At 37.4% G+C, this 25,266-nt stretch carries 23 protein-coding genes, 2 tRNA genes and 4 pseudogenes; 11 read left to right on the top strand and 18 right to left on the bottom strand.

All coding sequences use genetic code 11. The features are described from left to right. Positions 1–44: 44 nt before the first annotated feature. From CWATDRAFT_RS02265 to infC, 5 genes and pseudogenes are all read right to left on the bottom strand, one after another. Positions 45–695, bottom strand: coding sequence for a hypothetical protein (locus CWATDRAFT_RS02265; RefSeq protein ID WP_232286936.1), 651 nt, complete (start codon positions 693–695; stop codon positions 45–47). A 766-nt stretch (positions 696–1,461) separates the two neighbouring features. Beyond that, on the bottom strand, positions 1,462–3,087 hold the full coding sequence (locus CWATDRAFT_RS02260) for an IS1634-like element ISCwa1 family transposase (RefSeq protein ID WP_007303460.1): 1,626 nt from the start codon (positions 3,085–3,087) through the stop codon (positions 1,462–1,464). 664 nt (positions 3,088–3,751) lie between these two features. Continuing rightward, on the bottom strand, positions 3,752–5,473 hold the full coding sequence (locus tag CWATDRAFT_RS02255) for a diflavin flavoprotein (RefSeq protein WP_042711086.1): 1,722 nt from the start codon (positions 5,471–5,473) through the stop codon (positions 3,752–3,754). Between the two features lie 17 nt (positions 5,474–5,490). Then, positions 5,491–5,841 (bottom strand): annotated as a pseudogene (locus CWATDRAFT_RS02250) (DUF6174 domain-containing protein); the annotation flags it as partial. 350 nt (positions 5,842–6,191) lie between these two features. Continuing rightward, positions 6,192–6,731 carry a translation initiation factor IF-3 gene (gene infC, locus CWATDRAFT_RS02245; RefSeq protein ID WP_007303458.1) on the bottom strand — a complete coding sequence of 180 codons (540 nt, stop codon included), beginning with the start codon at positions 6,729–6,731 and terminating at the stop codon, positions 6,192–6,194. 241 nt (positions 6,732–6,972) lie between these two features. Here infC and CWATDRAFT_RS02240 point away from each other — a divergent pair, with 241 nt between their 5' ends. Beyond that, a complete protein-coding gene (locus CWATDRAFT_RS02240; protein ID WP_007303457.1) occupies positions 6,973–7,890 on the top strand; it encodes an alpha/beta fold hydrolase in 918 nt (305 codons plus the stop codon). A gap of 105 nt (positions 7,891–7,995) precedes the next feature. Here CWATDRAFT_RS02240 and CWATDRAFT_RS02235 read toward each other — a convergent pair whose 3' ends face one another. The 8 genes and pseudogenes from CWATDRAFT_RS02235 to CWATDRAFT_RS02200 all read right to left on the bottom strand — a co-directional run bounded on the left by CWATDRAFT_RS02235 (position 7,996) and on the right by CWATDRAFT_RS02200 (position 15,984). Further along, positions 7,996–8,985: an RNA-guided endonuclease InsQ/TnpB family protein gene (locus tag CWATDRAFT_RS02235; RefSeq protein ID WP_081450896.1), complete on the bottom strand. Its 990-nt coding sequence runs from the start codon at positions 8,983–8,985 to the stop codon at positions 7,996–7,998. Then, a pseudogene (locus CWATDRAFT_RS02230) lies at positions 8,982–9,623 on the bottom strand (transposase). Before CWATDRAFT_RS02230 ends, CWATDRAFT_RS02235 begins: the two are co-directional and overlap by 4 nt. 64 nt (positions 9,624–9,687) lie before the next feature. Next, positions 9,688–10,268: pseudogene (locus CWATDRAFT_RS02225) on the bottom strand (helix-turn-helix domain-containing protein). Between the two features lie 316 nt (positions 10,269–10,584). Continuing rightward, positions 10,585–11,799: a DUF58 domain-containing protein gene (locus CWATDRAFT_RS02220; RefSeq protein ID WP_232286934.1), complete on the bottom strand. Its 1,215-nt coding sequence runs from the start codon at positions 11,797–11,799 to the stop codon at positions 10,585–10,587. 144 nt (positions 11,800–11,943) lie between these two features. Further along, positions 11,944–12,894 (bottom strand): AAA family ATPase, encoded by a 951-nt coding sequence (locus tag CWATDRAFT_RS02215; RefSeq protein ID WP_007303453.1) that lies wholly within the window; start codon positions 12,892–12,894, stop codon positions 11,944–11,946. Next, a complete protein-coding gene (locus CWATDRAFT_RS02210; RefSeq protein ID WP_007303452.1) occupies positions 12,878–14,005 on the bottom strand; it encodes a DUF4350 domain-containing protein in 1,128 nt (375 codons plus the stop codon). Before CWATDRAFT_RS02210 ends, CWATDRAFT_RS02215 begins: the two co-directional genes overlap by 17 nt. Next, on the bottom strand, positions 14,002–14,610 hold the full coding sequence (locus tag CWATDRAFT_RS02205; RefSeq protein ID WP_007303451.1) for a DUF4129 domain-containing protein: 609 nt from the start codon (positions 14,608–14,610) through the stop codon (positions 14,002–14,004). Before CWATDRAFT_RS02205 ends, CWATDRAFT_RS02210 begins: the two co-directional genes overlap by 4 nt. A gap of 56 nt (positions 14,611–14,666) precedes the next feature. Further along, positions 14,667–15,984: pseudogene (locus CWATDRAFT_RS02200) on the bottom strand (RNA-guided endonuclease InsQ/TnpB family protein). A gap of 239 nt (positions 15,985–16,223) precedes the next feature. Here CWATDRAFT_RS02200 and CWATDRAFT_RS02195 point away from each other — a divergent pair. The 7 genes from CWATDRAFT_RS02195 to CWATDRAFT_RS39230 all read left to right on the top strand — a co-directional run bounded on the left by CWATDRAFT_RS02195 (position 16,224) and on the right by CWATDRAFT_RS39230 (position 19,402). After that, positions 16,224–16,916 carry a PHP domain-containing protein gene (locus tag CWATDRAFT_RS02195; protein WP_007303449.1) on the top strand — a complete coding sequence of 231 codons (693 nt, stop codon included), beginning with the start codon at positions 16,224–16,226 and terminating at the stop codon, positions 16,914–16,916. Positions 16,917–17,022: 106 nt separating this feature from the next. After that, positions 17,023–17,095: transfer RNA gene (locus CWATDRAFT_RS02190), tRNA-Ala, on the top strand. A 186-nt stretch (positions 17,096–17,281) separates the two neighbouring features. After that, positions 17,282–18,064: an NAD(P)/FAD-dependent oxidoreductase gene (locus CWATDRAFT_RS02185; RefSeq protein WP_007303448.1), complete on the top strand. Its 783-nt coding sequence runs from the start codon at positions 17,282–17,284 to the stop codon at positions 18,062–18,064. Next, positions 18,012–18,239 carry an FAD-dependent oxidoreductase gene (locus CWATDRAFT_RS40930; RefSeq protein ID WP_268742152.1) on the top strand — a complete coding sequence of 76 codons (228 nt, stop codon included), beginning with the start codon at positions 18,012–18,014 and terminating at the stop codon, positions 18,237–18,239. The genes CWATDRAFT_RS02185 and CWATDRAFT_RS40930 overlap by 53 nt, the downstream gene beginning before the upstream one ends. A 140-nt stretch (positions 18,240–18,379) precedes the next feature. Next, complete coding sequence (locus tag CWATDRAFT_RS39240; protein ID WP_021835942.1) at positions 18,380–18,601, top strand: helix-turn-helix domain-containing protein; 222 nt, start codon at positions 18,380–18,382, stop codon at positions 18,599–18,601. Further along, on the top strand, positions 18,558–18,917 hold the full coding sequence (locus tag CWATDRAFT_RS39235) for a hypothetical protein (protein WP_232286984.1): 360 nt from the start codon (positions 18,558–18,560) through the stop codon (positions 18,915–18,917). Before CWATDRAFT_RS39240 ends, CWATDRAFT_RS39235 begins: the two co-directional genes overlap by 44 nt. A gap of 110 nt (positions 18,918–19,027) precedes the next feature. Next, the gene (locus tag CWATDRAFT_RS39230) at positions 19,028–19,402 is read left to right on the top strand and encodes a zinc ribbon domain-containing protein (RefSeq protein ID WP_050018322.1); all 375 of its coding nucleotides are present in this window, start codon (positions 19,028–19,030) and stop codon (positions 19,400–19,402) included. Positions 19,403–19,569: 167 nt separating this feature from the next. Here CWATDRAFT_RS39230 and CWATDRAFT_RS02175 read toward each other — a convergent pair. After that, positions 19,570–19,641: transfer RNA gene (locus CWATDRAFT_RS02175), tRNA-Val, on the bottom strand. 115 nt (positions 19,642–19,756) lie between these two features. Between CWATDRAFT_RS02175 and CWATDRAFT_RS02170 the strand changes: the two genes are divergently transcribed. Next, positions 19,757–20,305 (top strand): metal-binding protein, encoded by a 549-nt coding sequence (locus CWATDRAFT_RS02170; RefSeq protein WP_007303446.1) that lies wholly within the window; start codon positions 19,757–19,759, stop codon positions 20,303–20,305. 34 nt (positions 20,306–20,339) lie between these two features. Here the strand turns inward: CWATDRAFT_RS02170 and nuoK are convergent, their stop codons facing one another. The 4 genes from nuoK to nuoH form a co-directional block, all read right to left on the bottom strand. Next, positions 20,340–20,651 (bottom strand): NADH-quinone oxidoreductase subunit NuoK, encoded by a 312-nt coding sequence (nuoK, locus tag CWATDRAFT_RS02165; RefSeq protein ID WP_007303445.1) that lies wholly within the window; start codon positions 20,649–20,651, stop codon positions 20,340–20,342. A gap of 46 nt (positions 20,652–20,697) precedes the next feature. Continuing rightward, entirely contained in the window at positions 20,698–21,324 is a 627-nt protein-coding gene (locus CWATDRAFT_RS02160) for an NADH-quinone oxidoreductase subunit J (protein ID WP_007309019.1), read from the bottom strand. A gap of 173 nt (positions 21,325–21,497) precedes the next feature. Next, positions 21,498–22,088, bottom strand: a complete 591-nt coding sequence (gene ndhI / locus CWATDRAFT_RS02155) for an NAD(P)H-quinone oxidoreductase subunit I (protein ID WP_007303443.1) — start codon at positions 22,086–22,088, stop codon at positions 21,498–21,500. 33 nt (positions 22,089–22,121) lie between these two features. Continuing rightward, entirely contained in the window at positions 22,122–23,240 is a 1,119-nt protein-coding gene (gene nuoH / locus CWATDRAFT_RS02150) for an NADH-quinone oxidoreductase subunit NuoH (RefSeq protein WP_007303442.1), read from the bottom strand. A 417-nt stretch (positions 23,241–23,657) separates the two neighbouring features. Here nuoH and CWATDRAFT_RS02145 point away from each other — a divergent pair, with 417 nt between their 5' ends. Both CWATDRAFT_RS02145 and CWATDRAFT_RS02140 read left to right on the top strand, forming a co-directional pair. Further along, positions 23,658–23,978: a type II toxin-antitoxin system RelE/ParE family toxin gene (locus CWATDRAFT_RS02145; RefSeq protein WP_007303441.1), complete on the top strand. Its 321-nt coding sequence runs from the start codon at positions 23,658–23,660 to the stop codon at positions 23,976–23,978. Between the two features lie 16 nt (positions 23,979–23,994). Next, a complete protein-coding gene (locus tag CWATDRAFT_RS02140; RefSeq protein ID WP_007303440.1) occupies positions 23,995–25,077 on the top strand; it encodes a HigA family addiction module antitoxin in 1,083 nt (360 codons plus the stop codon). Positions 25,078–25,266 lie beyond the last annotated feature (189 nt).

Here is a 25,266-nt window from a genome sequence, read left to right as displayed (position 1 = left end):
TTCCCACCCTACCGTTTAGATTTTATCAAAAAATAATGAATAATTTATAACCAATTGAGATCATGTTTAAAAGAAAAACTTATGGATCTTCCATTACCATCTTCTAAATAAAATTGATAGGTTCCTGCCGGGTTATTTCTAGGTTGCCAATCAAAGGTAATTTGTCCTCGCTTGGGAATATTTCTCGGTTGGAGATTACTGGGAATAATTCTACCGTTTTGACTAATTTCTACTTTGGGAAAAGTTCGGCGATTGCGCGTATATATAACAAATTTATAAGCGTTTGATGGTTGTTCTAAAATTACAGGATAATAAATCCTTCTAGAATTTTTTTCAACAAAAGCCAAAGGTAATAAACTATTAAAAGGAATTTTAACCCGTTGTAAAATAGTATTTGTTTTGAGATCAAATATAAATCCTGAATCCCTATATATTGCTTCTACTTCATCCAATCGATAATTTTTTGTATAAGATTGAATACTAATAATTGGTTTATCTCTTCCCGTACCAGGAACTCTAATTTTTAGGGTATCAGGATAATTAGTAAGATTGCTGCTAGAAAAGGCAACTAATTCAAAATTATTACTAATAGGTCGACTATCTAATATTCCCTCACAACGGTTATTATCTCGACGAATATAACTAATATCTCTTGGTCTACCTGTGGGACAAGCATTAGCAGTTAAACTTGTCATATTTAATAGATAAACACTGATGAAGAAGGGAAATAAACGGGATAAAAGTAATTTTTTCTTTTTCATAATCATTAGAGAGTATCAAAGCTACAAACAATAGCAACACATATTATAGCAATCAGTTATCAGTTGTGAGAATTAAGTGAATTCTTATCCCCCCTTTAGTTCCCCCCTTAATAAGGGGGGAACTAAAGGGGGGAACTGAAGGGGGATCTCGAAGTCTCGAAGTTTTTATAAATAATTCCTGATTGCTATATAACTCAGATGTTTAGGAGATTCCTCGTTCTTCGGAATGACAGATAAACAAACAAAAATATCCTCACTAATCTTTGTCCTGCTATATCTTTTACTGATCATATTTTATCTGATCAATTTCCCCCAGTCTCCCTATCAAAACTTTAACTCCTAACTCCTAAATCCTAATTCCGAACTCCTTTCAATATTCCCCATTCCTGTAATTTTTTGATGACAATTTCAATGGGATAAGCTAAACCTAAATCTCCTGTTGAACGGGCATTCTCTAACCCAGATTCCGCACTTCAAAATGTAGTATAAAAAAATACATAGTTTTAAAAAGTCCGAAAATCATACCTGGGCAAGAATATTTCTCTTTTCATTAAATTTTTAGGAAAAATAATCAAATTAAGAAGATTTATACTCATTGAAAACTTAGCAAGACTCAGCACAAACGAAGGAGAGTTTCCTCTTCTCATTTGATATCATTAGACTCTTATTCTTTTATTATTTTTGCTTTATCCAATTCAATTTATAGATAATATCTTTGACAAGATGCAGGTAATAAACTCAATATAAAACGCCTTTCTTCTGTTAAATTGACAATTTGTTTAACTCCGTTTAAAATCACATAATGAATACCTTGAAAACATTGAAATATCCACCTCAAAGTCGGACGCAATGTTACTTTCCCTACTTGATTATTTATTCCTTTTTTGACTCTTTTTAAACAATTTCTTAATTCTCTTTGCCCCAAGTTATAAATCAACAAACACAAAGACATTAAAAATAACATTGTTTCTATTCTTTCTGGTTTTTCAACGAAGAAACTATCAGTAAAAAATAAGGGATCTTTCAAAAATCGAAATCCTCTTTCCGTAGATTGCTGGTTTTTATAAGTTATCAGAATTTCACTAGCTTCTAATTTATTTTCCTCTACTAAGTTAGTTGCTAAAATAAATTTTCCTGCTTCTTTAGTCTTTCTACTTATCTCTTCATCTTTTTTGATGATCAGACTAATCATTTTATAAATCTTTTCCTTTTTTTTCGAGTAAGTTTCAGTCAGTTCAACTTCTTTTATTTCCAACAATCTCAATTTTTTATTAATAGCTTTTAATTTATATCGAGCAGCTTGAGGATGTTCAAATTCTTCAGATTGTATTTCTTTAAGAAATTTTTGGGATTTCTTCTCTTCTTGGGAAAGTTGTTTTTCTAGTTTTTCCAAATCACTTTTCTGTCTTTTTTCACTCAAGACTATTAACCAAGTTTGCTTGATTCCACCATAAGTAACAATTTCTTCTTTCCAGGTATAACTTTCTAAATTTAGGTCACTTCTTTTTTCTTTATCTTCATCTTTTACTTCTTCCACCTCTATATTTTGCACTAATTCTTTTGCTTTTTTTATGGTCATTGGAACTCTCGTTATCCATTTTAAATGTTGGATTAGTTGGAGATTTTCTTGACCATATAAAGCACTATCACAAACCATGATACTATCAAACTTTATTTGCTTTTTGAATTCTACTAAAACTTTTCCAAATACAGCTTTATCAGATTCATTTCCATCTCCTACTCTCACAAATAATGGAATATCTCCATCTTGGCTTGTTATTAAATCCAAGACACATTGTTTTAAGTCTGGTCTATGATCCCGAGAATATCCTTTCTTAATAAAAATTGGTCTTTCTTTAATAATTTTTTCTTCTTCCTGTTTCTCTTTATCTTCTTCCCTTTTATATTCTCCATCTAAATGAAATGATGTGGAATCTAAATGGGAGTATTTAAGGTCTATTTCAATTTTTTTAATTACTTCTAAAACTACTTCAATAAAAATATCATTTAGTCCATATTTATATAATTCATCCATTACTCTCCCAATTTTATCATCATTAAGGTAATCAGGTTTAATTCTTTCTCCTAACAATTTCTCAATGGCTTTATCTTGAAAAAACTGACTGAATAAATATAGAGGTCTTGAAACAAATCCTAGTCCATTGATTAAAATAGACTTAACTACTGTACCTGCTGAGATTTTTTCTCTAACATCTATTCCTAATTTATTATTAATTATTTTGACTATTCCTATTTCATCAATTAAACCAGCTACTATCCCTAAATGGTCTAAATTTTTAACTTGTATTTCTTCTAAATAAGACATTTTTCGCTCTTTTTTTACAGAGGAAACAACTTAAGCAATTATCCCACTTTTTTGTCTTCAAGAGCTTAAGCAATTATACTTAATTATTAAACCCAGGCTTGTAGTATTTAATGCTACTTTTTGAAGTGCGGAATCTGGGCTCGAAGCAATTACGCTTCGTCCTACCCGACTCTAGAGAGTTCCGCATCTCGTCAAGCCTACCCAGGTCTCGACTATTTCCTGGGACTCTAGAATCGTTTTTATTCGTTCCGTCCGATGATTGATTGTCCCTTTAGATGGAACCATTTTGACTATCAGAAACCCTTGGTTAAATCAGTCACAACAAAAAATGCTGATGGGTTTATTCTCTGATGAGGTCAGGGGGATACTATTCTTTCTGCTTTCCTGCCTATGTTTAAGTCACTTTTCTAGGTTCTATTTCATCATGAGGACTCCTGTAACGCCAGTGTCACCAGCAGTCGGTGTCTGATTGCGTCTTGATTCCAGCTTCACTCTGTAGGATTCCGAGCCTACTCGGTGTGGACAGGTTTTGAGTCAACCGTAACCTTCGGTGGGAGGACTTGCACCTCCATCAATCGGACAGTTATCATCTAGCTTGGGGAGCTAGAAGCCTTAGTTTATAAGCCTTTGGAGGCTATTTCCCTAAGAACGAATCGCACTTTGTTTAATAATGACTGCCTGACTTGCGATGATGAATAGCGGTTACTCCATCCTGTAAAACTTCTCCTTTGGTAACGATCGCATAAATCACCCAATGATCTCCACATTCCATGCGATCGCCAACTTTACACTCCAAATAAGCCAAAGCATCCTCTAAAATAGGACAACCATTATCAGCTACCTGGGTTTTCAAACCGTCAAAACGATCTTGCCCAGGAGAAAAGGGCCTCAGAAAATGCTTCATCAAACCCAGATGATCCCCTTCTTTGAGAATATTTAAAACAAAGTAACTACCTTGATGTAACAAAGACTCGATCGCCCGTTCCTTGGCCACTGCTACGGTAAACCCAGGAGGGTTAAACGTCGCTTGAGAGATCCAAGAGGCCAACATCGCCCCGCTTAACTCTTCTTCTTGACAGGTAACAATGGATAATGACCCCACAATACGCCCTAAAGCCTGTTGTAAGCGATCTGTCTGGGACTGATTCACGGAATTTCTCGGTTGACGGCGTTTTTGTGCCTTTTTCACCGCCTGAGCAAAGTCTGTTCCTGCTTCTTCACAGGTTTTTAATGTTGCCTGAGTAGGTTTAAATTTCACCTTTATAGGGTCGAAACCGAACTGATACCCCCCATCCCGAAATTTGTTTTCTAAGAGGTCTATGGCTTCTCCACTCCAGCCGTAAGACCCAAATACGCCAGCCAGTTTCCCTTTATCGGCGTTGGCTAAGGTGATCCCCAACGCAGTTTGGATCTGGGTGGGGGCGTGGCCTCCCAGAGTAGGGGAACCAAAAATAAACCCGGAACAGTTATTAATAGCTTCTTTGATGTCATCTGCTTCGGCAACTTCTGCGTTGATAGACTCAACCCTGACCCCTGCTTTAGTGATCCCACGGGCGATCGCTTGGGCTAAGGTGGCGGTATTGCCGTAAGCTGAGGCATAAACAAGGGCAACGCTTAAGGTTTGGGCTTTTTGTGCCTCTAACCATTGTTGATAGGAAACCGTCAACTCTTTTAACCCATAACGTACCAAGGGACCATGACCGGTTCCGTAAATCTTAGCAGGTTTACGGCTTAATTTTTCCAGCGCGTTATTTATTTGTTTGGCATAAGGGGCGATGACACAATCAAAATAATAGCGTCTATCCTCGGCATAAACTTGCCACCCTTCATCAAAAATTTGATCCCCACAAACATGAGACCCAAATAATTTATCGGTGTAGAGAATTTCTGTTTTGGGGTCATAAGTACACATTTGTGCAGGATAACGAGGGTTCGGGGTTGGAGTAAATTCTAGTTGATGCCCTTTCCCTAAGTCTAAGATGTCCTCTCCTTTAACTACTTTTAACTGGGGTGGAAATTCAGGTAATAAAATATTAGGTAATAGTAATGCCCCAGTATTAGAACAAACAATGGTAATCTGGGGAGCAATTTTCATTAATGCTTTGATAGTTTCCCCTCGGTTGGGGTTAATATGACCCAAGATTAAATAATCAATTGTTGTCGGATCAATTCTTTCTTGTAAGGCTTTTAAAAATATCTCAGTAAAGGACTCTCCTGGGGGATCTATTAAAGCAATTTTATCCCCTTGAATAAGATAAGAATTAGCTGTAGTTCCTCGTTTTAGCCCATATTCGATTTCAAATTTTAAGCGATCCCATGTCCGTGATCTTATGGCCATGGTATCAGAAGCAATGGGATAAACTTGTACGTCTCTGGGTTTATTCATCATATTTTTTTGGTAATTTAATCGAGTTTGCTCAAGTTTGTAACTGTATAGGTTATTTCCTCATCCACTAGGATTTTTTCATAGTCGATAGCGACACGAGTGGGATAACCAAGGGTAGGATCATAACTAATTTGCATTTCATCGGCATTACATTTGATAGCATCTTCGATAATGTTAAACAGTTCCTCAATGGTTTTAGGAGATGTTAAATCGGTTATAACTTGATTATTGTTTAAATTAACCACTTGACTAAGTTTATCATTTTTAACGGAAACTTTGAGAGCATTATTACTGGGAGGTGGACAAAAACATTGTTGTTGATAGATATATTGATAATTTTTTATGGTCTGCGATCGCCATAACTTATGATTTTCTTTTAATGCTTCTCTTAAGGTATATAGCGTTTCTCGGACTCAATATGTACACCTAATATCGCGCCTCCGAACTCCTAACTCCGAACTCCGAACTCCTAACTCCGAACTCCGAACTCCGAACTCCTAACTCCTAACACTAGAAAACTCTGTACGTCACAAGTATGAGAAGTGCTATAGTTGCTCTCACTGTTAGCAGCTATAGGCATAATATTGAGCAACATTACTATTAATAATCCTATTGCTAAAAAAGTCAAAATTTGTAGGTTTTTCATGGGTCTTACCCTTAAATAAATACAGACGTACCTTAGTACGTCTGCTGATGAAAGAATAATTTAGGGATTAATTTATTTAGATTCTTTTTTGGGACTCATTAACATCATCATGTTACGGCCTTCTCGTTTGGGTGCTTGTTGAATTTCTGCTAATTCTTTTAAGTCGGTAGCCATGCGACTGAGTAAGTCTTGAGCTAAGTTAGAGTGTTGTATTTCTCTCCCTCGAAAGGTAATCGTTGCTTTGACTTTATCTCCTGATTTAAGAAAGCGTTTAGCCTGATTGACTCGCACTTGATAATCATGCTCTGATATCTTATAGCGCATTTTCACTTCCTTAACATCAGCCGTGTGTTGTTTTTTCTTAGCTTCCCTAGCTTTTTTCTCCTGTTCAAATTTATATTTACCGTAATCCATGATTCGGCAAACAGGAGGTTTAGCTGTTTCACTAACCAACACCAAGTCTAATTCTCGTTCCTGGGCAACCTTTAAGGCTTCGTCGGGAGTAATAATCCCCAGTTGGGAACCATCACTATCGATAACTCGAATTTCGGGGAAGCGGATTCTTTCGTTGATTTTAGGGAGATCGCGTTGTATGCGTCTTTTATCTATCACAGGCGTTTGTTAATGTCTCTCTGTATGATTAATGAACGTTAGTAGTCAATCCAGGACAAAATAATAGCCTATTTGATTGTAATCATTTTCTACTAAGTTCTGATTGTATTTATTGACTGTATTGTTAGGTTTGGGCAATTTACCTTTAAGGATAATGCTTACCCTATTTATTTCTTAGTTTAATCCTTCTGTGAGCGATCGTAAAATAAAAAGGTGTAAAGATTTATAACAGGATCATTAAGTGAGTCAGCAACAAGCTTGGGAGAGGCGCATCGGAAGGCAACGACAATGGATTTGGCGTGGTTGGCCAATTCGTTACACTTTTGTACCGGGAGAAATACCGCAAGATGCCGAGACAAAACCCCCTTTAATCTTAATACATGGTTTTGGGGCTGGGGTTGAGCATTGGCGACACAATATCCCCACCCTACGGCAATACTATCGAGTTTATGCTTTAGATTTATTAGGGTTTGGTCGATCGCATAAAGCGGCAACGGATTACACTGCTTATTTATGGGCTGAGCAAATTTATTATTTTTGGCGATCTTTTATCGGAAAACCTGTTGTTTTGGTGGGTAATTCCATTGGTTCTTTGGTATGTTTAACCGCCGCGTTTAAATATCCTGAAATGGTAAGCGGTTTAGTGATGTTGAGTTTACCTGACGTTTCTTTGAGACAGGAAGCAATTCCCAAGGGATTACGACCTATTGTTAATACTATTGAAGGCTTATTTAGCCCCCCTTTATTATTAAGAACATTATTCAATATTATTCGTCGTCCTGGGGTGATTCGTCCTTGGGTTGGGGTTGCTTACCATGATAAATCAGCTATTAATGATGAGTTATTAGATATGATTACTATTCCTCCCCAAGAACGGGGGGCTGCGAGAACCTTTTGTCTCTTATTTGAGGGGCTAAAAAAACCTCATTATTCCCCTTCTGTCAAGGTTATTTTACCAAAGTTAACTATTTCCATTTTATTAGTTTGGGGTCGTCAAGATAAAATGATTCCTGTTAGTTTAGCATCGGTATTTTCTAAGTTAAACGAGCAGATAACTTTAAAAGAATTAGATAATGCTGGTCATTGTCTTCACGATGAATGTCCGGATCGCTTTAATCCTATTTTATTAGATTGGTTAAAAACAGTTAACAGTGAATAGTGAACAATTATTTTGACACTCCCCATCTAATTACTCCACCTTGTTTCGTAATATAGATGGGGATTCTTGGTTCTTAGAAGTTACTTGCTTAGACAGGATTTCTCCTCAAAAAGTAGCGGTATCTTCTCCCCAAGCGTTTAGGCTATCTTGTAGCCAAGTTCCCGAATGCCCTGCGGTACTTAATCCAATTTTTAAGATGTTGCGTGCAGCATTTTCGTCACGATCTAAATGGCATCCACAAGCACAAATATGAGTCCTTGTTGAGAGAGATTTTTTAACTATTTTCCCACAATTAGAACATTTTTGGCTAGTGTAGTGAGGAGGTACAGCAACAGTTATTTTGCCGTGTTTTTTCCCCAAATATTCTATCCATTCTCTAAACTGGTACCACGCTGCATCATTAATTGATTTTGCTAGACAATGATTTTTTAGTAAGTTCTTTATCCTTAAATCTTCGTAGGCAATTACATCGTTGGAGTAAATTACGCACCTTGCTAACTTAACAGCAAGGTCTTTACGTTGTCTACTTATTTTAAGGTGAGCTTTAGCCAATTTTGCCCTTGCTTTTCTTCTATTAGAAGAACCTTTCTGTTTTCTAGATAGTCTTCTTTGCAGTTTTTTAAGTTTCTTCTCTCCTTTTCTTAGGAATCTAGGCTTATCAATTTTCTGTCCATTCTGGTCAGTATAAAAAGACTCTAACCCTACATCTAAGCCAATTACACTATTAGCTGGTGAGCTATCTATTTTCACATCAATTGATAAGATAAACTGACAATAGTAACCATCAGCACGACGAATTAACCTGACCCGTTTTATGGACTCAATAGGATAAAAGTGTAAATCGTAAGTACCTACCAGCTTGACTCTACCGATGTTATTCTTGTCTGTAAAAGTAATTGCTTTCCTAGTATTTAAGTCTAACTTCCATCCCGTAGTTTTATATTCCACTGAACGACAGTTTTTCTTAAACTTAGGATAGCCTTTTTTCCCAGGTATTTTCTTTTTACAGTTGTCGTAGAAACGAGAGATAGCTGACCATGCTCTTTCGGCACTAGACTGTCTAGTGCAGCTTAGCAAAAATAATCCACCAGTCACTTATGATCTTTAAAGCCCTTAAATTTCCAAACGAACGGCTTAGCAAAATGTTGATTAAAGTAATCAATAAAATTGAGAATTTTTTGGGATAGTTCTTCAGTTGAACGGACAGTAATTCTTTTGAGTAAACGCCTGACTAAGATCTAAAACCAACACTCAATTTGATTAAGCCACGATGTATGTTTGGGAATATAAACAAAGCGAATTCGATGAGATTCATCTGATAAAAAATCTGCTCTGCTGTCCATAGATTGCAAAATCCCCTCCTTTCCTTTTCTCCCCAAATCAATAGTAATTCCACAGCTTTCTGCTACTAATTTGACTAAGCTTTCCGATTTATGAGTGTTGAGTTTATCTACAATAAAAATCCATTCTGCTTTTTCATCAATCTTAATCGTTCTCTGGATATGTTCAGAAAAATCTTGTTCTGTTCTTGTCGGTCCAATAGAGGGACTAACAACTTTTCCTCTTGCCACATCCCAGTTCGCAATCAAGCTTAAAGTTCCGTGTCTTTCATATTCAAATTCGATTTTTTCTACTTGTTTAGGCTTGATTCTTTTGTTCGGAAATAATCTCTCAAGAGCTTGAATCCCTGTCATTTCATCTGTACTAATTAAATGAATTCCTTGTTCTAACAAAGTTTTAGCTTCTTGATGAAGTTCACAGATATATTTGACTTGCTTTTTAAATTTTAAGGGATCATCAATTTTGGCATTTAACCAGTAACGAACGAGATGTGGTTGTAATGTCGCTTCTTTTTAAAAAACGCCCCACACTACGGGGGGAAATCTTTTCGACAATTCCTCTTTTATGGCTTCATCCGCCAACTCTGAAGGTGTTCAATGGCTCACTGGTCTGTCTGATTTTTCACATTCTTCACAAGCGATCGCTACAATCTGGACTACTTGTTCGACCGTAAAGGATTTTGTTGTTCCAGGTCTTGGGCGATCGCTTAAAATTCCTTTGATCAAGACCATTAATGCTTTCTCCGTTACCTGTTGTTCTTCGGCGGCACTCAGTTTTTCTCTCTCCTCAAACCATCGCGATCGCCACTGACGCACTTGTACTCGGTCTAATTCTAATCTTCGACTAATCGAACTATTGCTCTCTCCTGATGCTGCGGCTAAGATTAGCTTGGCTCGTCTAACAAGGCGATAGGGGTTTGTTGTCCCTCTCACTATTTGTTGGAGTACTGTTTTCTGTAGGTTGGAGAGGTTAATTGGCAATGCTTTTATCATGGACATCAACTTCGAGATTCTTCCGTTAGTTTCATTGAAACACATTGTCGTGGCTAGTCACGAAAGTTTCTGTAAAAATCTGGTGGATTACTTTCGCCAAGCTGCACTAGTGATTCTTAACTAACCTGATTGATCTAAACAAAAATACCTTAGTTGACTTACCCAAGTCTTGTCGTATTTTTACCATTACTAAATTAATCAAAAAGAAGATATGATAAGTATATGTTGATTGAGGGCAGACCAATTTTACTTAATCATACGATTCTAAGATATTTTTTATCTTCATCTGCTTGTTGCTCCATAGAGATTCACTTATTACACTTATTACAACGGTCTGCTCCTTATTTATTTTTTCAATATATTACAATAAATGACGGGCTTTGATTTCTAGATAACGTTCCACTAATTGTTCACTAATTTGATTAGCCGGTGCATCTAAAACTAAAACCCCTTTTTGTTGCAGTTGTGCTAAGGCAACTTGACGTTGTGACAGCATATCTAAAGCAACACTGCGGCGATAAAGCTCCTCAACAGTTTCTGTTTGGCTGTGGGCTATGTCATCTACTTGGGGATCTCGTAAAGTTACACAAAAAGGCAAATAACGAGGTCTTAAGCGTTGCATTGCCGTTAACAACTCTGCTGAGGCAATTTTATCAATAATATCGGTGATTAACACCACTAACGCCCGACGATGTTGTTTATTAACTAATCGGGTGACGGAACCAAAATAGTCTGGTTCCAATAACACTGGTTGTATGGGTGTTAAGCGTTCGATAATTTTTGAAAGTTGGCTTTTGCCCCTTTCTGGAGGGAGCCAAGTCACCACTTCTCTGTCAAATACCCCAATTCCGACGGAATCACCTCTATTTAACCCCGTTAAGGCTAACGAGAGGGTACTATTGAGGGCCCAATCAAAACGCTTTAATCCTTGCACCTGTGCCGTCATCAACCGTCCGCGATCGAGTAGAATAATTAGGGTTTGTTCCCGTTCTTCTTCTAAGACTTTAATGATAGGATGAGTCCCTCTAGCACTAGCTTTCCAGTTAATTAAACGGGTATCTTCTCCACTGACATATTCTCGTAATTCGCTAAATTCCGTCCCTTGAAGTAAACGACGACGGAAGCGCATAGTTCCTGTATTTTCTAGACTAAGGGGAATCAGTAGCGATCGCAGTCCCACTAAATCGGGGTAAACGGCCACTTTTTGACTCGCTGGCACTTTCCAATCATACCAAGCCAAGGCCCAAGGGCTTAACTGTCTGATGCGAATATCCCCCCACAAAAATTCACCCCTTTGATCGGGATATATATTGTAATACAAGTCTTGTTGAGTTTGAGCAGTTAAACTGGTTTCTAAAGTAGGTACAGAAACAGAAAATTGTTGAGGGTAATTATCTTTAATAATCAATTGTGCCGGTTGCTGTTTAGTAGTAAGAGAAAGGGCAACTTTATTTTCTCTCCCAATAGACAATTTTTGCAGAGGATGACGACTAATTATAACCCGATTTTTTCTGACTTTACTCCCATCAATCACCATCACCCCTAAAAAAGTGACATCGAATAAAAGCAGCAACAATAGACCAATTAGCACATTAAATAATGATACTAATCCTGCTACCAATAGAGCAATAATTAAAAGAAAATATGAACGTTTAGCTAGTAAGATCATCTTTTTTCAACACTTAAAAACTATAAAGATATAATTATCCATTGTGAATACTTATCTGGGAACAGCAACCTGTTTAAGAATAGACTCAATTACTGCTTGAGAATTTACCCCTTCTAATTGAGCTTCTGGGTTAAGAATTAAACGATGACGTAATAAAGGAAAGGCAATGTTTTTAATATCATCTGGAGTTACATAATCACGTCCCGAAAGCCAAGCTTTTGCTTTACTGGTTTGTAACCAAACAACCGCAGCACGGGGAGAAGCACCTAAAGCAATATCAGGATGTTGACGGGTTTTTACTATTAAATCTAATAAATAATTGATAATATTTTCTTGTAATTCAACTTTTTTAACTTCTTCTCTTGCGTTTAAAATATTTTCAATAGTAGCCATTGATTGTAATTCTTTAATATTAGTGGATCTTCCTTGAGAACCTTGTTTTGCTTGCATTAACATTTGTTTTTCTGCGGAACGTTCGGGATAATCAATTAATAATTTAAACACAAATCGATCTAACTGAGCTTCGGGAAGGGTATAAGTTCCTTCAAATTCTAAGGAGTTTTGTGTAGCAATTACCCAAAATAAGGGAGGTAAAGCCATGGTTTTTCCATCTAAAGTAACTTGTTGTTCTTGCATTGCTTCTAAGAGAGCAGATTGAGTTTTTGGTGGGGTTCTATTAATTTCATCCGCTAATAAAATTTCTGTGAAAATAGGACCTTTTTTTAGGGTAAAATCACGAGTATTAAAATCAAATATATTTGTACCTAAAATATCTGAGGGTAAAATATCTGGAGTAAGTTGAATTCGTCTAAAATCTGCTTGAATTAGTTTAGATAAAGCTTTCACTAATAGGGTTTTTCCTGTTCCTGGAACTCCTTCTATGATGACATGACCTCCACTTAATAAAGCAATCAAAAGTTGCTCAATAATCGAAGATTGACCAATGATAATTTGTTCCAGGGTTTGACTAATTTGCAGAAATTGTTTATTGTTTGTTGTCATAATCTGATGATTGGAAATTAATTTCTTGGTGAATAGTTTTCCATTGTTTCATCCATTCCAGTAACTTTATATCGTTTAAAGATGGTTTTTTAGTGGACATTTTTAGCAATTTTTCTAACATTATAGGTGTTTTTTTTGTCTGTTGCGTCCAAGCTTGTACAAGACTTTCTCTATCTTGTTTACCTACTTTTAAACCTAATTTTTTTTGTAGTTTTAATTGCTCTACTTCTCCTATAGTTTTAATAATAAATTTACGACTTTGAGCGTTTTGTAAGATAGTTGCTAATGCGTTGATATACTCTTGACTATTATTAGCTGTTGCTCGAGCTAAATTTTTTTTCTTTTCTAGAGTATTATTATAAACGAAAATAAGAATTAAGACAATCACTAATCCTTGAATTAAAATAATTAATAATGTAGTGTTTAGTAAATAAGCAAAAACATTGCTAGTCTCTTCAATTTCTTGTGTTTCCTTATCTTTATAACCGTGAATATATTCATCTACTAATATCTTATTACCTCCACTTGATTCTAATAAGTTAGCGAGAAAATGATAATTCCCAGGGGAAAGTTTATAAGCATTGGCGGCTAAATAAGGAGTGGTTACATAAATAATTTTTCCTTCTGATTGTTTTTCTTGCCAAATAATTGCCCCAAAATCATCTTTAAGAATAGCTTTGAAAGAGTCAGTATTTCTGCGAGTCGTTTCAATTTTAACTGCGCCAAAATCCGTTTCATGACTCGTACTAAAAGGTGCTTCTGTTACCCTACCTTGAAAAGCTAAATTAACTAGAGTATTACCTTTTTTGACCCATTCTCGTTCCGTCTTACTGACTGCAAATTGAGCAGATTTACCATAAACTCTTAACAGAGTGATGGAATTATCTGAATAATTTTGCTGCAAAGTTTTAAAAGATTTTTGCCATCTCTCAATAGGAGCATTTCTTTCCTGCATAAACTCATACCAAGCTGCATAACCATCAGGAGCAACACCGAAAGTTGACCCACTCATTAACTGATTACGGCTCGGAGCAACTAATAATGTCAAAAGAATAATAACACTAAAAAACAGACCAACAAACAGCCATAACTTACGACGAGATTTAATCATAATTTTATTATTTCTTCATAAGCTTGCCAACAAGTTTCCACCAAAGATATTGAAGCAGAAAAATTGCCAAAACAAAGCTCTTGATGTATCCGTAATAACTTTTGATAGGGTTGAGGTTGAGACATTGTTGCTATTATTTTCCCATACTCTCCATCGGTACGACTAGATTGATGTGGTATTATTTTCTGATTATGCAATTGTTGTAGCATAGCTTGATATAGACATTGACAAGCTTGTTGATAGTTTCCTTGTATTTGTGCTTGTTGTGCTTGACTTACCCAATGATCCACAGATCGATCTGGTGTTATTTCTGGGATGTTGTTAATAGTCCTTCGATCGCTATAGGATTTAATGTTACGTCTGTACCATCTCACCCACTGTTGTCCTTTCCAAATGATCCAGATGAGTGAAACAGCAATCATTCCCCAAAACAGCAGATGAGTGATAGCTTTGACTAAGGGAGAGTTTAACCAAGAAGGGAAAGTAGTATCAGCAAGGTTATTGGCCAACCCAGTCCCCATTAACTCCCACTTTTCTGAGATTCTTTGTTGCCATTGAGAGAGTTGCCACCCTAAATTATTGGTTTCTACAGAAATGTCTGACATCGATCACCACAAGAATTGACATACTCCCGTCGACGGAGTCGAGGGATTCTAACACCTCACGATGCTAGTTTTCTGCTTCGTCCCCCACCAACTAGAGCATCCCGTGTGATGCGCCCCGTTGCTCTGAGTCCACAGACATTTTTGGGTCCCAACGCCTGTGAGGTTTCCTCAAAGGACGTAAGCCGACCCGCTACCATCTGCCCGACGGAGGTTATGCCTCGATTCCTAATTTCTTGAGAAGCTGCTACATCTCTTGTAGTTGTGTACCCACACTCATGACAGTGGTGAAACCCTGACATCTAAAGTTTTCTTTCCTGTGTGTGCGCCACAGTTAGGACAGGTCTGGGATGTGCCGTCTTTATTTACCTTGGCAAAATACACATCCCTTGATAACCATACCCACTCTAAGATATTGAAAAATTGTCCAAAACCAGCATCAGCACTATGTTTTGAAAGCATCCCTCTTTGCCAACTGACAAAGTTGATATCTTCTACAAAGATCATACCCACACCATCACAAAGATGATGAGCCAACTTAAAATGCCAGTCTTTGCGAGTGTCAGTTATCCGTTGATGTAGCCTAGCTATTTTCTGGTTTAACTTGTGTCGATTATTCGAGCCTTTCTCTTTGTTCTTCAACCTACGTTGCAGTAATTCAACCTTGCGTTGTAAAGTCGTAAGAAATCTAGGCCGTTTAATCTCTTCACCGTCGGAAGTAGCCACAAACTTTTCAAATCCTAAATCTAACCCTCTAGGATGACCAATCCCCCCTTTCATTCCCCCCTTACTAAGGGGGGTTAGGGGGGATGGGACATCAACATCTAACTGTAGTGACAGACCTACAAAGTAACCAGATGCTTTTCTAACCACCCTAGCTTGCTTAACTTCAAAGCCTTCTGGTATCGGTCGAGATAGTCGCCACTCAACCCATCCTAGTTTGGGAAGCTTAAGAGCATCATTTCTTATGGGGTCTTTCCCCAACTGTGGGAATACAAACGAACGCAGACGATACTTGTTCTTAAAGCGTGGAAAACCAAAACCTCTGGCTCTCATGTCATCCCAAGCTCTGTCCAAAGTTCTTAAAGTTTGCTGAAGAACTTGAGAATGGACTGTATTTAACTGAGGATATTGCTTTTTAGCATCGGTTAGTTGCTTGGCTTGCCTATGGTAATTTGGGAAAGGGGCATCAGCAGAGATGATATATTCACAATTGAGGGAGCAAGCATTGATAGGGGACTTACGAGAGGCGCACCAATCTTTGCGCTGACGTAGGGCAAAATTCCAGACAGAACGACATACATCAAGAGTTTGCTCGATGATGGCAATCTGTTCAGGAGTTGGTTGCAGCTTAAATTCGTAGGTCATAGTTAGCATGGTTCTATTTTAGCTTACACAAGGTAACTGTGACGGTAAAGTTTGTTTAAAGAAGCTAAAATAGGTTTGTTTGTTGGTCGGATTTTCATCCCATCTGTAAAACCGAGGGTCGATGGTCCGACACTTTAAGATAAAGTTTGCGTTATAGATCACAACGGATCAACTAAAAATATTTTATACTGAGAAATGTTACCAATATGTAACAAATCGCAATCTTTAACGGATTACCATTAGCTATTATGATCGTTTCAACGACAACGAAACCATCGTCCCAAGACACTCAGGCACTGCAAGAAGTCTGGTTAAGACTGACTGCCAATAGTTGTCCCTATGAGTATAATTTTCATATGCACACCAAGTGTTCTGACGGGCAACTGACCCCTGAACAACTGATTGAACAAGCAACAAACATTGGACTCAAAGGACTCGCTATCACTGATCATCATTCCGTTGAAGGTTATAAAGTTGCTCAAAATTGGCTCCAAAGAACATCCCTAGAAACACCAAAGGATAGTTTACCTCATTTGTGGACGGGTATTGAGATAACCTCTAGTTTACTGGATGTTGAAGTTCATATTTTAGGATATGCTTTTGATTCCGAACATCCAGCCATCCAACCTTACCTCACAGGAGAGTCTCGAAGTGGAAGTCAAGGTTTAGCGGTTAATGTCATCGAGGCCATTCATCAAGCAGGAGGAATGGCGGTTTTAGCCCATCCCGAAAGATACCGTCATCCAGCAACAAAAGTAATTCCTGTGGCTGTTGAACTAGGTATTGACGGGGTAGAAGCTTTTTATGCTTATAATAACCCCAAACCCTGGAAACCTAGCCCTCGTCAGACAGAAACAGTATTAAGTCTCAGTTCTTTTTACGGACTATATCACACTTGTGGCACAGATACCCACGGTCCTAACTTATTACAAAGGATTTGAAGTTATGTCACCAAAGATTATGATTAAAGACTTGACAAGGCACTATAAATTAGGGCATCATTGTTAATGCGCATTATTGAAGTAAGTTCTCAACGGAACTTTACTAGGGGCTATAACTCAGTTGGTAGAGTGTCACAATGGCATTGTGAAAGCCAGCGGTTCGAGTCCGCTTAGCTCCACTTCTGCTCTAAAACATCAGAAAATTGTGTTTGTGACTTTACCCATAACTTTGCTGTCCTTTTATCTGAGATTTTTTTGCTTAGAAAGAGTTGGGTAGATATGATCACTTCTGTCTATCTTAACTTTAACGCTCTGTAGACTTAGACTAGAGAGTTAGTAGATATCATCCTAGAGGAACATAGATTTTGGAAACTTACGAATTTGATGTGGTCATTATTGGCGGTGGACCGGCTGGGTGTAGCTGTGCCTTATATACCTCTCGTGCAGATTTTAAGACAGTCATTCTAGATAAGAATCCAGCAGTGGGAGCCTTAGCAATCACCCACAAAATTGCCAACTATCCGGGAGTAGCAGGGGATATTAGTGGTGATGGTTTGCTAGATGTCATGCGAGAACAAGCTATCTCATTTGGCACTACCTATCAAAGAGCGCAGGTGTTTGGTATTGACGTGGAAGGCCCACTTAAAAAAGTTTATACCCCAGAAGGAACTTTTATGGGACGAGCGTTGGTCTTGGCTACAGGAGCTATGGGAAGAACCTCTTCCCTACGAGGGGAATCGGAGTTTCTGGGCCGGGGTGTTAGCTATTGTGCCACCTGCGATGGTGCCTTCTATAAAGAGAGAGAAGTGGCTGTATATGGACTGAATACTGAGGCAGTCGAAGAGGCTCAATTCTTAACTAAATTCGCTTCTACTGTACACTGGCTCACCAATAAAGAACCAGAACTAGAAGATACTCATGTTCAACAATTACTAAGTCAGCCTAATGTGAAACACTGGAATTTTACCCGTTTGCTTCGTGTTGAAGGTAATGAAGCAGGGGTCACCAATATTTTGATGAAAACCAAAGGAGGGCCAAAAAGAGTCTTCTCTACCAGTAGAGGGAGTTTTTGTCTATCAAAGCGGTTCCAGACCAATTACAGATTTTGTCAGTCCTCAGATCGAATTCTTCGACAATGGTGGGGTTAAAGTAGATGACATGATGGCAACCAATGTGGACGGAGTTTGGGCTATTGGTGACATTCGCAATACCCCGTTTAAACAGGCAGTAGTTGCCGCAGGAGATGGCTGTATTGCCGCAATGTCTATCGATAGATTCCTTAATAAACGTGAGGGTATTAAACGGGATTGGGATCATTCGTAACTACGAAGATTTTTATCTAGGGAGCGTAAGACCCTCACGTCCCGTGAAGGGATGTAAGCGGATTTAGTTTTACAATTTAAGCTATTGCTTTGTAAAAGTTGTGATAGGATTAGTATATCAACATAAGCATCTCTGTCGAAATGCTAAATCTAACTTACAACTACAAGTTACAGCCAACGAAAAAACAAATAGAAGTAATTGAACATAATCTAAATGTTTGTAAGTCTGTTTGGAATTACGCTCTCTATATTAGAAAGCTTTGGTTTAACTCTCGTAGTTGCGAGATAAACAAATGTTCACTTTACTCTGAATATATTGTTGAACCATTTGAATATCCGCGCTTACCATTTTCAATCTACTGAGTTAACCAAGGCAAAAAAGACTAATCCTTTGCTTAAGTCAGGTAATGCTCAAGCTATGCAGCAAACATTGCGGAAATTAGATAGAGCATTTAATGACATGAAATCTAAAGGAATGGGTTTTCCTCGATATAAAAAGAAAATGAAGTCTTTTAACCTAATTAGCAATAAAATTGAATTAAATGGCAGTTACCTCAAGATACCTTTGCTTAAAAATATTAAGTTAAAGAAATCCAGGGATATTCCTGATGGGTTTAAGATCAAACAAGCCCAAATCATAAAAAAAGCATCTGGTTATTATGTTAATTTGATGATTTAACTTGATGTTGATGTACCATTGCCTAGTCCTCATGGTCACGCATTAGGGTAGCTAATAGAAGGAAAGATTATCATTTCAAATTATCTCATCAACTTTGCCAAGAATCAGGAATGATATTTGTAGAGGATATTAACTTCAATTCATGGTCTAAAGGTATGTTTTGTAAACAATCATTAGATATGGGAATAGGTCAATTTTTCACTATACTAGAATATGTTTGTAGTCAAACAGATACATATTTTGCCAAAGTTGATAAAGATTACACTTCGCAAATTTGTCCTAATTGTGGAACACATACAGGGAAAAAAGAGCTAGATGTAAGAGTTCATAAATGTCTTGAATGTGGCTATGAACAAGATAGAGACGTTGCAGCTTCATTAATAAGAAAACAAAGAGGTTTAGAGCAAACTGCGGTGCAGCTCGGTCTTGGGGGAAACCCCCAAGACCGAGCTGCACCAAGACGCGGTCGGTGCGCCCGTGGTTAAACAGCCCAGTAATGGCGGTCTGACGGGGACTATTTCAGTAGTCTAGTTAAGAGTCTATATGGGAATCCCTCGTCTTTCAGCGAGGGAAGTTCAACAACTAAAATGTCAAAAGAAGTCCCCAACTGTAACGGATTTTAGTTAGGGTACCTCGGAGGTTTTAATAGTAGTGGGCGATACTGGATTTGAACCAGTGACAGCCTGCTTGTAAGGCAGGAGCTCTACCGCTGAGCTAATCGCCCTTGCTCATGCTTTGTTATCGTAACACATCTATCGGAAAAAGCCAACCTTTTTTATTTTTTCGGGAAACTTCACAACCAATAACCGTCTTTGAGAATAACTGATAACTCATAACTGATGATCATGCCTTCTGGCCGTACTCACGATCGCATCACCTATCTTAGTTTACCTCCCTTGGCGGTCATAACCTATATTCTCACTCGTCAATGGGAATGGCTATTATGGTTTAGTGCTGCGTATTTATTCAGTGGCTTAATGTTTGGTCCTGACTTGGATATTTATTCTATACAGTATAAACGTTGGGGGATGATACGCTGGGTTTGGTTCCCCTATCAGTCTTGTTTAAAACATCGTTCTTTTTTCTCTCATGGGTTAATCGTAGGAACGGTGATACGAATTATTTATATCTTCATTATTGTTTTGATTGTAGCTGTTTTTGTAATTGCGATCGCTCAATTCATTTGGGGGTTTAATTGGAATTGGCGTGAGGTTGCAGAAACTAACTTTCAATTGCTAAAAAATCAATATTTAGGGGAAGCACTTATTACCTTTATTGGGTTAGAATTAGGTGCCATGAGTCATAGTATAAGTGATATTGTTGTTAGTCATTTTAAACAGTCTCAGAAAAAGCCAAAAAAACGGCGTTATAAGCGAAAAAAAAAGTAGAATGTTTAAAAAAATACATTCTACCTTTTTCAAATTACCATTTCAAGAGATTAAATTGTTCCATGTCTGTTGTTTCGCGGTTACGATAAATTGTTAAGACAATAGCTAACCCAACGGCTGCCTCTGCTGCTGCTACAGTAATCACAAATATGGTAAAAATTTGACCTTTAATACCAACAGGATCAAGAAAATTAGAAAATCCCATTAAGTTCAAATTAACTGCATTTAACAGTAATTCAATAGACATTAAAACTCTCACTGCATTGCGACTGGTCACTAATCCATAAATCCCAATACAGAAAAGTGCAGCGGCTAACAGTAAACAAAACTCTAAACTTATTTCCATAATACCTCAAATTTTTACAAACTAAATAACAGTAAAATTCAATTTTCTACGATTCAGATGATTTAGAAGCAGACAATTCTCTTGATTCTAGTTCACTCAATTTTTCAGGCAGTTGTAATGAAGTGATAACACCATCTTCCGTTGGTAAAGTATCGGGAATAAAGTCACGACGTGCTAAAACAATTGCTCCTACCATTGCCATCAGTAAGAGAACAGATGCCAACTCAAAAGGCAAGAGAAAATCGCTAAAGAAATGTTTACCAATTTCGACAACAGTATTTTCAATCAACCCCGGAGCATTACTTTCTATGGACCAAGGGGTTATCAAAACCATTGTCCCTAATAGGGCAAAGAGTCCTGCACAAACTAAAGCAGTTGCTCCACGACGTATCCAGGGTGTAGGTATGCTGGAATAATCTTGTTTTTTATTAACCAACATGATAGCAAACAAGATTAAAACATTGACTGCACCTACATAAATTAATACCTGTGCAGCAGCTACGAAATCAGCATTTAACAGGATATAAATCCCCGAAATACTGATAAATACTCCTCCCAATAAGAAGGCAGAATAAACAATATTTTCCAGCAAGACCACACCTAAAGCAGTGATGATAACTAATCCTGCTAAGATGGCAAAGGAAATAATTTGGACTCCTTCAGCTAAATTCACGCTTATTGACTCTCCTTTTTTTAGTGAATAATGGATACATCTGTAACACAAGCAGACTTCGAAAAGCTCAGTACAAGTCCTCATTGTACAGGCTGGAAGCCCATGTTACCGTAGTTGAAAGTTGACAAAAAATTGTTTATTTTTTGGACAATTTTCCGTCAACTACCTATTAACTATGAAGAAGAGTTGGCTTCTTCAATAATTTCCTCCGGGCGTTTACCGGGTCGTTGACTTCCTGGGGGTAAATCATGAGGATCTAGCACACCTTTGGGTAAATAATTTAACTCCCTTAACGGTGTTACCATAGGATCTTGGGTCACTTTATAAGGCAAGCGTCCCAGAGCTACGTTATCGTAATTTAGCTCATGGCGATCGTAAGTAGCTAGTTCGTATTCTTCTGTCATGGATAGACAGTTTGTGGGACAATATTCCACACAATTACCACAGAAAATACAAACTCCAAAATCAATACTATAGTGCTTGAGTTCTTTCTTTTTACTAGCCTTATTAAATTCCCAATCAACTACAGGAAGATTAATGGGACAAACTCTCACACAAACTTCACAAGCGATACACTTGTCAAATTCATAGTGAATTCTACCCCTAAATCTCTCTGAGGGAATCAATTTTTCGTAAGGATATTGTACAGTTACCGGACGACGACGCATATGGTCAAAGGTTACAGACAAACCTTGACCAATATATTTGGCTGCTTCGATTGTCCCTTTAGCGTAATCGCTAACTTGTTTGAGCATACTAAACATGATGTTTATTCCCTAATTTCTTAACAACAAAAATTAACCGCCGAATGCCACAGGAAAGGCTAATTTCAAGGCAGCCGTTAATAGGAGATTTACCAGAGAGACAGGTAAGAGAAATTTCCAACCTAAATCTAATAATTGGTCAATGCGCACACGGGGAACGGTCCAACGCATGAGAATGGCAATAAAAATGAGAAAATAGGCTTTCAACACGGTCATGGTAATACCTAAAGAGGCTGTGATCACCTGTAACCAAGAACTATCTTGACTCACTCCCAACCATCCGGCTAACTTATCTAAGGGAATAGGAGACTCCCAACCCCCTAAGTAGAGGATGGCAAAAACTAAGGCCGATAATACTAAGTTAACGTATGAACCTAGATAAAAGAGAGCGAATTTCATGCCAGCGTATTCCGTTTGATACCCGGCTACAATTTCTTCTTCTGCTTCGGGTAAATCAAAAGGTAGTCTCTCACATTCAGCTAAAGCAGCGATCCAAAAGATGAAAAAGCCCACTGGTTGCCGCCAAATGTTCCAGCCCAAAATACCATATCCCGATTGTTGTTCTACAATATCGATGGTGCTGAGGCTATTGGACATCATGACAACTGCTAATACAGATAAAGCCAGAGGAATTTCGTAACTAATGGATTGTGCAGCAGCCCGTAAACCTCCCAAGAGAGAATACTTGTTATTAGAAGCATATCCCGCCATTAGTAGTCCAATAGGTACGACACTGGATAAGGTGATCCAGAAGAAAATACCCACATTTAGGTCAGTTACCACCAGATTTTGTCCAAAGGGGACAATTAAATAAGAAACGAAGACGGGAAGTACCACTAAAACTGGTCCCAAGGTGAATAACCAGGGATCGGCTTTAGCAGGGATAATATCTTCTTTAAAGACTAATTTAATGCCGTCTGCTACTGGTTGTAATACTCCCAAAGGCCCGGCGTATTCGGGACCGATGCGTTGTTGGGCAGCAGCAGAGATTTTTCTTTCTAACCAAACTACCACCAAAACCCCTACCGTTGCGGCAATAATCATTAAAAATGAGGGTAAAGGTATCCAGAGGGCTTTTGCAGCCCCGTTGGGTATGCCTAAGGCTGTTAGAGACTCGATAAAACGTGCTTGTAGGTCGATTCCTGAATTCATTTTGTTTAAGACAGGTTATTAAGTTCAGATCGTTGGCTTCATTGCTTAGTATATCGCTGTCTGTGGGATAGTTTGGTCAGTTTTACCTTAATTACTGAAATTAAATCTTAACCATTAGTCTAGTGCTATGGTTTTTTGATTTAACTATTGCGCAACAGAAACAATCACTCAAGAAGACTCTTTGTGAAGATTTAGGAAAAATTTTATATTTCCACATCTGGTGTAGTAGTACAGGACAATTAGTCATTTTACAAAAGTTAAAACACCATATATAGTGCTATTTCACCAAGACCTTACTACACATAGTGTTGAGGAAACAGCCCGAGAGTAGCTTAATTTTGAAATATGTCATATTATAAATTTAGCGATTCACCCTATGTCTGAAGTTAACTGTATTATAATGCAGAAAGACTAACCATGACAGAGGAATGTGTCGTGAGATTTGAATTTAAAAAGAAAAAAATAGAAGCACTTTATACCGAGGAAAAAAATGCTCACAAATATCCCGATGTCGTGGTGGACAACTTTTTTGATATTATGTCAGTTATCGATGCAGCAGAAAATGAACAAGAATTATATCCTTTAAAAGGACTGAGGTTTGAAAAACTATCAGGAAGAAGAGGAAAAGAGGGACAAAGCTCTTTACGTTTGAACAATCAATGGCGTTTAATTGTAGTAATTAAAAAAGATGCTCAAGGAAAGTATATTCTGATTATTGATATAGAAGATTACCATTAATAGGAGGAGGAGAACTATGGGGAACAATTTAAAAGCTGCACGAGTTAGCCAACCTGGACGAATTCTTAAACGAGAATTAGAAGCTCGTGGATGGACTCAAAAAGATTTAGCTAACATTATGAATCGTCCCCCTCAAGTTATCAATGAAATCATAAAGGGAACGAAACAAATTACACCCGAAACTGCCATAGAATTATCTAAAGCATTCGGAACATCAGCAAAATTTTGGCAAAACTTAGAAGCTAATTATCAACTTTTTTTAGCAAAAAAGCAGGAAAGCGACTCTGATATTCAGCGTCGGAGTCGTTTGTACACTATTGCTCCTGTTACCGAATTAATTAAATGTCAGTGGATTAAACCAACTGACTCTTTAGATAAACTAGAACAAGAAATTTGTGATTTCTTAGGTATCAAAAATACTTTACAAGAACCAGTTTTAGGGGCTAATTTTCGTCATAACCATCAATTAAATCCTGAATACACATCTTTGATTGCTTGGAAAAGGCGAGTTGAGTTTCTAGCTAAACAATATCAAGTTGCAGACTTTAATCTTGAACAATTTAAGCTAGAAATTACTAGGATACTCTCTTGTGCAGAGGAAGAAGAAATGATTACTAGAATTCCCAAAATATTAGAAGAGTTAGGTGTTTATTTTATTATTGTTCCTCATCTTAATAAAACCTATCTTGATGGAGCAACATTTCCTATTAACGATAATCCTGTGATCGCTCTGACATTAAGATACAATCGCATTGATTCTTTTTGGTTTACTTTAATGCACGAAATTGGGCATATTGTTGCAGAACACGAAGGAATTTATTTAGATAATTTAACAGATTTAGAAGACAATAAAGAAGAAGTGGAAGCGAATACATTAGCTAAAAATTGGCTGATTACTCCTGATACTTTTTCAAATTTTGTTCAAGAAAATCAACCTAAGTTTTCAGGAAAAGTGATTAGTGATTTTGCTAAAACTCAAAAAAGGCATCCTGGTATTATACTAGGCCGTCTTCAGTCTGAAAAATTAGTTGATTATAAAAATTTGCGTAAATATTTAGTTAAAGTTAGCCCTTATTTATCTAATTGGATAGATAATTGATTAACACGAGTTTATTTATTATAGTCGTTAGGAGTTTCGCATTGACAGAAAATCTGAAATGTGCATCCGATATTAAAAGTATCAAGAGATACAATTTTCTGACTCACTCTGGTTTTTGGATGCTTTATTTGCGGTCTCGCTCCGCGAGTGCCTTTGGCAACGCCAATTCCCTCAAACAACGGAATTTCG

Origin of the sequence: Crocosphaera watsonii WH 8501 (assembly GCF_000167195.1) — a bacterium.
In the GTDB taxonomy this organism is placed as follows: Bacteria; Cyanobacteriota; Cyanobacteriia; order Cyanobacteriales; family Microcystaceae; genus Crocosphaera; species Crocosphaera watsonii.
Note: the sequence above shows the minus strand (reverse complement) of the source record. Positions and strands in the feature narration are given on the sequence as shown.

What these genes read in the sequence shown, in the direction of transcription:
- CWATDRAFT_RS02205 (WP_007303451.1), bottom strand. Translation starts at nt 14,610, where the DNA reads ATGTCAGACATTTCTGTAGAAACCAATAATTTAGGGTGGCAACTCTCT.
- CWATDRAFT_RS39230 (WP_050018322.1), top strand. Translation starts at nt 19,028, where the DNA reads ATGATATTTGTAGAGGATATTAACTTCAATTCATGGTCTAAAGGTATG.
- ndhI (WP_007303443.1), bottom strand. Translation starts at nt 22,088, where the DNA reads ATGTTTAGTATGCTCAAACAAGTTAGCGATTACGCTAAAGGGACAATC.
- CWATDRAFT_RS39240 (WP_021835942.1), top strand. Translation starts at nt 18,380, where the DNA reads ATGCTAAATCTAACTTACAACTACAAGTTACAGCCAACGAAAAAACAA.
- CWATDRAFT_RS02140 (WP_007303440.1), top strand. Translation starts at nt 23,995, where the DNA reads ATGGGGAACAATTTAAAAGCTGCACGAGTTAGCCAACCTGGACGAATT.
- CWATDRAFT_RS02210 (WP_007303452.1), bottom strand. Translation starts at nt 14,005, where the DNA reads ATGATTAAATCTCGTCGTAAGTTATGGCTGTTTGTTGGTCTGTTTTTT.
- nuoK (WP_007303445.1), bottom strand. Translation starts at nt 20,651, where the DNA reads ATGGAAATAAGTTTAGAGTTTTGTTTACTGTTAGCCGCTGCACTTTTC.
- CWATDRAFT_RS02145 (WP_007303441.1), top strand. Translation starts at nt 23,658, where the DNA reads ATGACAGAGGAATGTGTCGTGAGATTTGAATTTAAAAAGAAAAAAATA.
- CWATDRAFT_RS02195 (WP_007303449.1), top strand. Translation starts at nt 16,224, where the DNA reads ATGATCGTTTCAACGACAACGAAACCATCGTCCCAAGACACTCAGGCA.
- CWATDRAFT_RS02260 (WP_007303460.1), bottom strand. Translation starts at nt 3,087, where the DNA reads ATGTCTTATTTAGAAGAAATACAAGTTAAAAATTTAGACCATTTAGGG.
- CWATDRAFT_RS02170 (WP_007303446.1), top strand. Translation starts at nt 19,757, where the DNA reads ATGATCATGCCTTCTGGCCGTACTCACGATCGCATCACCTATCTTAGT.
- CWATDRAFT_RS02265 (WP_232286936.1), bottom strand. Translation starts at nt 695, where the DNA reads ATGACAAGTTTAACTGCTAATGCTTGTCCCACAGGTAGACCAAGAGAT.
- CWATDRAFT_RS02215 (WP_007303453.1), bottom strand. Translation starts at nt 12,894, where the DNA reads ATGACAACAAACAATAAACAATTTCTGCAAATTAGTCAAACCCTGGAA.
- nuoH (WP_007303442.1), bottom strand. Translation starts at nt 23,240, where the DNA reads ATGAATTCAGGAATCGACCTACAAGCACGTTTTATCGAGTCTCTAACA.
- CWATDRAFT_RS02255 (WP_042711086.1), bottom strand. Translation starts at nt 5,473, where the DNA reads ATGAATAAACCCAGAGACGTACAAGTTTATCCCATTGCTTCTGATACC.